This is a genomic window from Phenylobacterium sp. (genome assembly GCF_030693625.1).
GTDB lineage: Bacteria > Pseudomonadota > Alphaproteobacteria > Caulobacterales > Caulobacteraceae > Phenylobacterium > Phenylobacterium ferrooxidans.
Genome location: NZ_JAUYAF010000093.1, coordinates 1 through 6,779 on the forward strand (window position 1 = coordinate 1; position 6,779 = coordinate 6,779).

Sequence of the window (6,779 nt, forward strand, 5' to 3'; positions counted from 1 at the left end):
AGCGCCTGCACCACGTCGGGGCAGTTCTGGCAGGTGAGCGAGAAATAGGTCTCGAAGGTGAGGTCGGCGTCGAGCGCCTTCACTTGGTCGATGACCTCGGCCTCCACCCGGGGCGGGTGGCCGCCGGCCTGCAGCAGGGCCAGCACCAGGGAGGTGAACTCGTGGCCCATGGGCAGGCCCGCGAAGGTCACGCGGGCCTCCGAGCCCTCCGCGCCCACGGTGAAGGATGGGACGCGGCCGTCGGTCCCGTCCTCGCGGACGGTGATCTTGTCGGAGGCCTGCGCGACGTCGGCCAGCAGGGCCTGGAGTTCGGCCGACTTGGCCGAGGCGTCGAGGCTGGCGACCAGGACCACCGGGTGGCGCAGATTCTCCAGATAGGTCTTGAGCTGGGACTTCAGGCCTTGATCCAACATGACGGACTCCGGTGGGGACGCGGGAATTCTTGAGGAGGGGCGCCGCCGCCGTTCCGATGAACGGCGGCGGACGCGGGGTAGGCTTTAGATCTTGCCGACCAGGTCGAGGGAGGGGGCCAGGGTCGCCTCGCCTTCCTGCCACTTGGCGGGGCAGACTTCGCCCGGGTGGGCGGCGACGTACTGGGCGGCCTTGACCTTGCGCAGCAGTTCCAGGGCGTCGCGGCCGATGCCGCCGGCGGTGATCTCGACGATCTGGATCTTGCCGTCGGGGTCCACCACGAAGGTGCCGCGGTCGGCGAGGCCGGCCTCTTCGATCATGACGTCGAAGTTGCGCGTGATCACGCCGGTGGGGTCGCCCACCATGACGTATTCAATCTTCTTCACGGCTTCGGACGTGTCGTGCCAGGCCTTGTGGGCGAAGTGGGTGTCGGTGGAGACGCTGTAGATCTCCACGCCAAGCTTCTTGAACTCGGCGTAGTTGTCGGCCAGGTCCTCAAGCTCGGTCGGGCAGACGAAGGTGAAATCGGCCGGGTAGAAGAACACCACCGACCACTTGCCCTTCAGATCGGCGTCCGAGACGGAGATGAACTTGCCGGCTTGGAAGGCTTCGGCCTTGAACGGCTTGATTTCGGTATTGATGAGGGACAACGCGAGCTCCTGGTTGGTTCGGGAAGGAGCCCGCTGTCTATATGGCGCCGCAGCATTGGGGAAATTGATAATATAAGTCGTGGGAATAGATTTTATCTATCTCGATGCCGTCAGCCTGGCTTGCCTGTCTCGATCAGCGTTTTCAGCCGGGCCACCTGCTCGCCGATGACGCCATCGACCGGCTTGGCCCACTGTTCCGCCAGCCCACCCTTGGCGTAGCCGCCGACGTCGTAGGTGACGGTGAGCACCGTGGTGGCGGGATCCGCACCCGCCTTGAAGTTGAAGGCCATGTGGCCGCTGGCGCCGGTGAACTGCAGGGGGCCAAGCGCGCCCGAGAGCCGCAGGGCGCCGTCACCGGCGTAGACCACCGTCATGTGACGCGCGAAGCCGTCCTTCAACTTCTCGCAGAAGCATCCCGTCACCAGGTCGATGGTGAGGTTGCGGGCGTCACCCGACCAGCTGTGGGACGAGTTCCACCAGCCGCTAGGCGCCAGGGTCGCGACCCTCACCTTTTCCGGGGGTGCGGCGATGGTGACGACGTGGCGACTCTGGAAGCCCTGGGGCGACTGGTCGACGACTTCGGCGCGCGCGGCGCCGGCGAGCGACAGGGCGGCCACGGCCGCCAGGATGGTCTTCATGAGAAGGACTCCGCCTAAGCTTGCTCGAAGCTTAGCGGAGCCCCCCAGAAAGTCTCCACCAGGGCGTTCTGCGCGCCGGGCTTGCCGGTGGTGAGGAAGACACGGCGGCCCGAGTCCCCAGCCGTGTATTCCGGATGCCGGGCGAGATAGGCCTCCAGCGCGTCGGCCGTGGCGTCCGGCTGGTGAATGAGCGGAGCGCCCGGCTTGAGCGCCGCGCGGAACATGTCGGCCACCATCTCGTAGTGGGTGCAGCCGAGGATGGCTCGGTCGGGGGTGCGGCCGATGCGGGCGCTGATGGCTTTCACATGGGCCTCCACCTGGGTGGCCAGCTCCACGGCCCCGGCCCCTGTCTCGATCATCCGGGCGAGATCCGGGCAGGGCTCGGTGAAGACCGCGACGTCCTGGCGGCGCTTGTCGATCTCGATCTCATAGACGCGGGAGCGCGCGGTGGCCGGTGTGGCGAACACCGCCAGCACATCGAGCTTCTCCACCTTGTCACCCCGGCGTTCGGCCTCATGCTCCCACGGCAGGCCGGTGGCCGCCTCGATGGTAGGCACAATGATGCCGAGCACATTCACCGAGCGTTGTTTTTCCTTACGGTAGGCCGGCAGCCAGGTCTGCTGCAGGCGCCGCAGAGCGACGCCGGAGGCGGTGTTGCAGGCCAGGACCACCAGGTCGCAGCCCCGGTCGAACAGAGCCTCGCAGCCGGCGCGGGTGAGATCGACGATCTCCTCCCCCTCGCGGCCGCCATAGGGCGTGTTGGCCTGATCGGCGAGGTAGATGAGGTCCGCCTGCGGGAAGCGGTCCACCAGCCGACGGTGCACCGTCAGCCCGCCCACCCCGGAATCGAAAACGCCAATGGCCATGGATCGCGCTTAGCCCTCCGGCGCGGCAGCGTCCAGCGCGCTATCGGGCGGACAGGTTCATTGAACGTGGTTATCCACTATTGACAAGAATGTCAGCCTGACATAGGCGTCATTCTCAATTGGCCAGTCCTCCCCCAGCCTGGCTCCCCCTCCTCCCCGAGACCCACTGAACGCCATGGCTATGCCCCTCTCCGCTCGTCCCGGACTCTCCAAGGACGACCCTGACTCCACCTGGATCGTCGGCGTCGAAGTCGATCTGGCCACCGCGCTCGCCCTGGCGCGCGCCTCCACCAAGGCCCTGCTGGAACTGTCCCCCCTCGCCCACCGCGAGATCAGCTCGGCCCTGGCCCAGGAGATCGACATCCTGGAGACCCAGCGCGACCCGCTTTCGGCCGCCGCGGCCCAGGCCCTCAAGCAGTACCTGCCGGAGGCCGCCTGACCCCTCGACGCCCCATGAGGGTCAATCTGGAAGCCCGCGCCGCGGCGGCCGAAAGCCGCCGCGCGCAAACCCGCGCACGCTTGATAAAGGCGGCGATGACGGTGATCGCCGAGAAAGGCCCGGAGGCCTCGTCCATCGAGGACTTCGTGGCGTCGGCCGGGGTCTCGCGCGGCACCTTCTACAACTACTTCCCAACCTACGATGACCTGCTCCACGCCCTGAACACCGAGATCGCGGAAGCTCTGGACAAGACCCTGGAGCCCGTCCGGTCAAGGATCGACGACCCCGCGGTCCTGCTGGCCACGGTCACGCACAGGATCTTAGCCGCCTACGCCCTCGACCCAGTGCGCGGCTGGCTGGCCCTGAGGATCGAGTCCGCCGCGATCCCGCGCCAGGCGGTGTTCGAGGCCCGCTTTGACGCGATCTACAAGTCGGCCGTGGCCAGCGGCCGGTTCCGTGACTGCGAGGTCGCCGCCGCCCGCAACCTGGCCTTCGGAGCCTTCCGCATGGGCCAGCGAGACATGGTCCTGGGGGCGGTCGCCCCCGATCACGCCGTGGATCTGGTGTCCCTCATCCTGATCGCCTTCGGCCTGACCCCCAGCGAGAGCACCAAGATCAGCCGCGAGGCCTTCAGCGAAGCCAAGGAAGCGACCCGCCGCCCTGACTGATGGGCAAGATTACGGTCCTGTCATGTGACGTCCGGTTACATCCTGCCTAAGGTCCCGGCTCCTTGAGCAGATTTTCCGGAGTCGCCATGCATCGGCGCACGTTTCTCGCCGCGTCCAGCGCCCTGGCCGCCGCAACCCTGGTTCCGACGATGAGCCTCGCCGCGGACGCCGACCTCCTCTCCGCGCCCTGGACCGGGCCCTATGGCGGGGTCCCACCCTTCGACAAGGTCAAAGTCGCCCACTTCGCCCCGGCCATCGAGGCGGCCATGGCGGCGGAACTGGCGCAGGTCGAGGCGATCGCCGCCAATCCCGAGCCGCCCACCTTCGCCAACACCATCGAGGCTCTGGAGCGCACGGGCGACGCCAAGAACCGCGTCGACACCCTGATGGGAATCTGGAGCGGCACGCTGTCGACGCCTGAGATGCGGGCGGTGGACAAGGAAATCGCCCCAAAGGACGCGGCCCACGGCGACGCGATCCTGCAGAACGCCGCGCTCTTTAAGCGCATCGAGGCGGTCTACGACACCCGAACGACCTCGGGCCTGACGCCGGAGCAGCAACGCCTGACCTGGGTCTATTGGAACCGCTTCGTTCGCGCGGGCGCCCGGCTGACGCCGGAGGCCAAGGCCCGGGTCGGCGCCATCAACCAGGAGCTGGCCGGGAACTTCACCGCCTTCAGCCAGAACCTGCTGGCCGACGAGACCGACTACGTCTTCTACCTGCGCACCGAGAGCGAGCTGAAGGGCCTGCCCAATGACGTCCGCGACGCCGCCGCCGGCGCGGCCGAGGAACGCGGCCACAAGGGCGAGTTCGCCATCCTCAACACCCGCTCCTCCATCGACCCGTTCCTGACCTATTCGACGCGGCGCGACCTGCGGGAAAAGGTCTGGCGCACCTTCTACAGCCGCGGCGACAACGGCGACGCCCACGACAACAACGCCATCATCAAGAAAATCCTCAAGCTGCGGGTCGAGCGCGCGAAACTGCTGGGCTATCCGACCCACGCCCATTGGCGGCTGGACAACGCCATGGCCAAGACGCCCGAGAACGCCATGGCCCTGATGATGCGGGTCTGGCCCTCGGCCATCGCCCGGGTCCGCCAGGAGGTGGCCGAGATGCAGGCCATCGCCGACAAGGAAAAGGCCGGCCTGAAGATCGAGCCCTGGGACTACCGCTTCTATGCCGAGAAGGTCCGCGCCGACCGCTACAACCTCGATATGAACGAGGTGAAGGCCTACCTGCAGCTCGACAAGCTGCGCGAGGGAATGTTCTGGGCCTCGGGCCAGATTTACGGCTTCACCTATCACCCGGTTACCGACGTGCCCGTGGCCCATCCCGACATCAAGGTCTGGGAGGTGAAGGGCGCGGACGGCGGCCATGTCGGCCTTTGGTACTTCGATCCCTATGCGCGCCAGGGCAAGCGCTCGGGCGCCTGGATGAGCGCCTACCGCGCCCAGGAGACGTTCCGCGGCAAGATCACCACCATCGTCTCCAACAACTCCAACTTCGTGAAGGGCGCCCCCGGTGAGCCGGTCCTGATCAGCTGGGACGACGCCACCACCCTGTTCCACGAGTTCGGCCACGCCCTGCACGGCCTGAACTCCGACGTGACCTATCCCACCCTCGCGGGCACCGCCGTGGCGCGGGACTATGTGGAGTTTCCGAGCCAGGTGAACGAGGAATGGCTGGCGACGCCGGAAGTGCTAAACCGCTTCGCCCTGCACCATCAGACAGGCAAGCCGATGCCTGCGGCCCTGGCCGCCAAGATCGAGAAGGCCCACACCTTCCGCCAGGGCTTCGATGTGACCGAATACCTATCCTCGGCCCTCATCGACATGAAGCTGCACCTGGCCGGTGACGCCGACATCGACCCGGACGCCTTCGAGCGGGAGGAGCTGAAGAAGCTGGGCATGCCGAGCGAACTGCCGATGCGCCACCGGACGCCGCAGTTCCAGCACGTCTTCGCCAGCGACGGCTATTCGGCGGGCTACTACAGCTACCTGTGGTCGGAGGTCCTGGCCCACGACGCCTACGGCGCCTTCACCGAGGGATCGGGGCCCTATGACAAGGCCGTGGCCAAGCGCCTGCATGACAAGGTCATGAGCATCGGCAACACCGTCGATCCGGCCGAGGCCTATCGCAGCTTCCGGGGTCGGGACCCGGACGTGAAGGCCTATCTCCGCGACAAGGGCTTCCCGACCAGCTGAAGCAACGGCCCGGGTTCCTTGACCTTTCGGCCTGCCGAGCGCATAAGCGCGCCCTTCCGGCGCAGAGCAATCGCGCCCTCTACCGCTACGGCCCCCAGGTCTTATCTGGGACGAGAGCGGCGAGGCCCCCCGTCGACGTGATCGTCCACGGGGGTCGATTGCGTTTGGGCCACAGGGTGAATTGATGTTCGACGCGCTAACTGATCGGCTGTCATCTGTCTTCGACCGGCTCTCCGGTCGCGGCGTGCTGTCCGAAAAGGACATCGATGAGGCGCTGCGCGAGGTCCGCGTGGCCCTGCTCGAGGCCGACGTCGCCCTGCCCGTCGTCCGCGACTTCATCGCCAAGGCCAAGGAAAAGGCCGCCGGCCAGGACGTGATCCGTTCGATCCGTCCCGCCGACCAGGTGGTGAAGATCACCTATGACGGCCTGGTGGAGATGCTGGGGGGCGAGGGCGGCGCCGAGGGGCTGAACATCAGCCTCAACCCGCCCACCGTGATCCTGATGGCCGGCCTGCAGGGCTCGGGCAAGACCACCACGGCGGCCAAGCTGGGCCTCAAGCTCGGCAAGGACCGCAAGAAGGTCCTGCTGGCCTCCCTCGACACCCGCCGCCCCGCCGCCATGGAGCAGCTGGCCACCCTGGCCGCGGCGGCTGGCGTCGACTCCCTGCCCATCGTGGCCGGTCAGAGCGCGCCGGACATCGCGCGGCGCGCCATGAGCGCCGCCAAGCTGCAGGGCTACGACATCCTCATCCTCGACACCGCCGGGCGCACGACGCTCGACGAGGCGATGATGAGCGAGGCCGCCGAGATCGCGCGGATCGCCAATCCGTCGGAAACCCTGCTGGTGGCCGACAGCCTCACCGGCCAGGACGCGGTGCGCACCGCCAAGGCCTTCCATGA

The 6,779-nt window shown here is 67.2% G+C and carries 7 protein-coding genes and 1 pseudogene; 4 read left to right on the plus strand and 4 right to left on the minus strand.

Features of this window, described 5'->3' with window-relative positions; all coding sequences use genetic code 11:
- From Q8N10_RS20730 to Q8N10_RS20745, 4 genes and pseudogenes are all read right to left on the minus strand, one after another.
- Positions 1-413 (minus strand): annotated as a pseudogene (locus tag Q8N10_RS20730) (alkyl hydroperoxide reductase subunit F); the annotation flags it as partial.
- Between the two features lie 84 nt (positions 414-497).
- Positions 498-1,061: an alkyl hydroperoxide reductase subunit C gene (gene ahpC / locus Q8N10_RS20735; protein WP_304775363.1), complete on the minus strand. Its 564-nt coding sequence runs from the start codon at positions 1,059-1,061 to the stop codon at positions 498-500.
- A gap of 110 nt (positions 1,062-1,171) precedes the next feature.
- Positions 1,172-1,699 carry an ATPase gene (locus tag Q8N10_RS20740; protein WP_304775366.1) on the minus strand — a complete coding sequence of 176 codons (528 nt, stop codon included), beginning with the start codon at positions 1,697-1,699 and terminating at the stop codon, positions 1,172-1,174.
- A gap of 14 nt (positions 1,700-1,713) precedes the next feature.
- A complete protein-coding gene (locus Q8N10_RS20745; protein ID WP_304775368.1) occupies positions 1,714-2,565 on the minus strand; it encodes a glutamate racemase in 852 nt (283 codons plus the stop codon).
- 175 nt (positions 2,566-2,740) lie between these two features.
- On the opposite strand from Q8N10_RS20745, the gene Q8N10_RS20750 reads away from it, so the two are divergent.
- The 4 genes from Q8N10_RS20750 to Q8N10_RS20765 all read left to right on the plus strand — a co-directional run.
- Positions 2,741-3,004 carry a hypothetical protein gene (locus Q8N10_RS20750; RefSeq protein WP_304775371.1) on the plus strand — a complete coding sequence of 88 codons (264 nt, stop codon included), beginning with the start codon at positions 2,741-2,743 and terminating at the stop codon, positions 3,002-3,004.
- A gap of 14 nt (positions 3,005-3,018) precedes the next feature.
- Positions 3,019-3,672, plus strand: a complete 654-nt coding sequence (locus tag Q8N10_RS20755) for a TetR/AcrR family transcriptional regulator (protein ID WP_304775373.1) — start codon at positions 3,019-3,021, stop codon at positions 3,670-3,672.
- An 86-nt stretch (positions 3,673-3,758) separates the two neighbouring features.
- Positions 3,759-5,879 (plus strand): M3 family metallopeptidase, encoded by a 2,121-nt coding sequence (locus tag Q8N10_RS20760; protein WP_304775376.1) that lies wholly within the window; start codon positions 3,759-3,761, stop codon positions 5,877-5,879.
- Between the two features lie 184 nt (positions 5,880-6,063).
- On the plus strand, positions 6,064-6,779 hold a 716-nt coding region (locus tag Q8N10_RS20765), incomplete at its 3' end, for a signal recognition particle receptor subunit alpha (protein WP_305663989.1).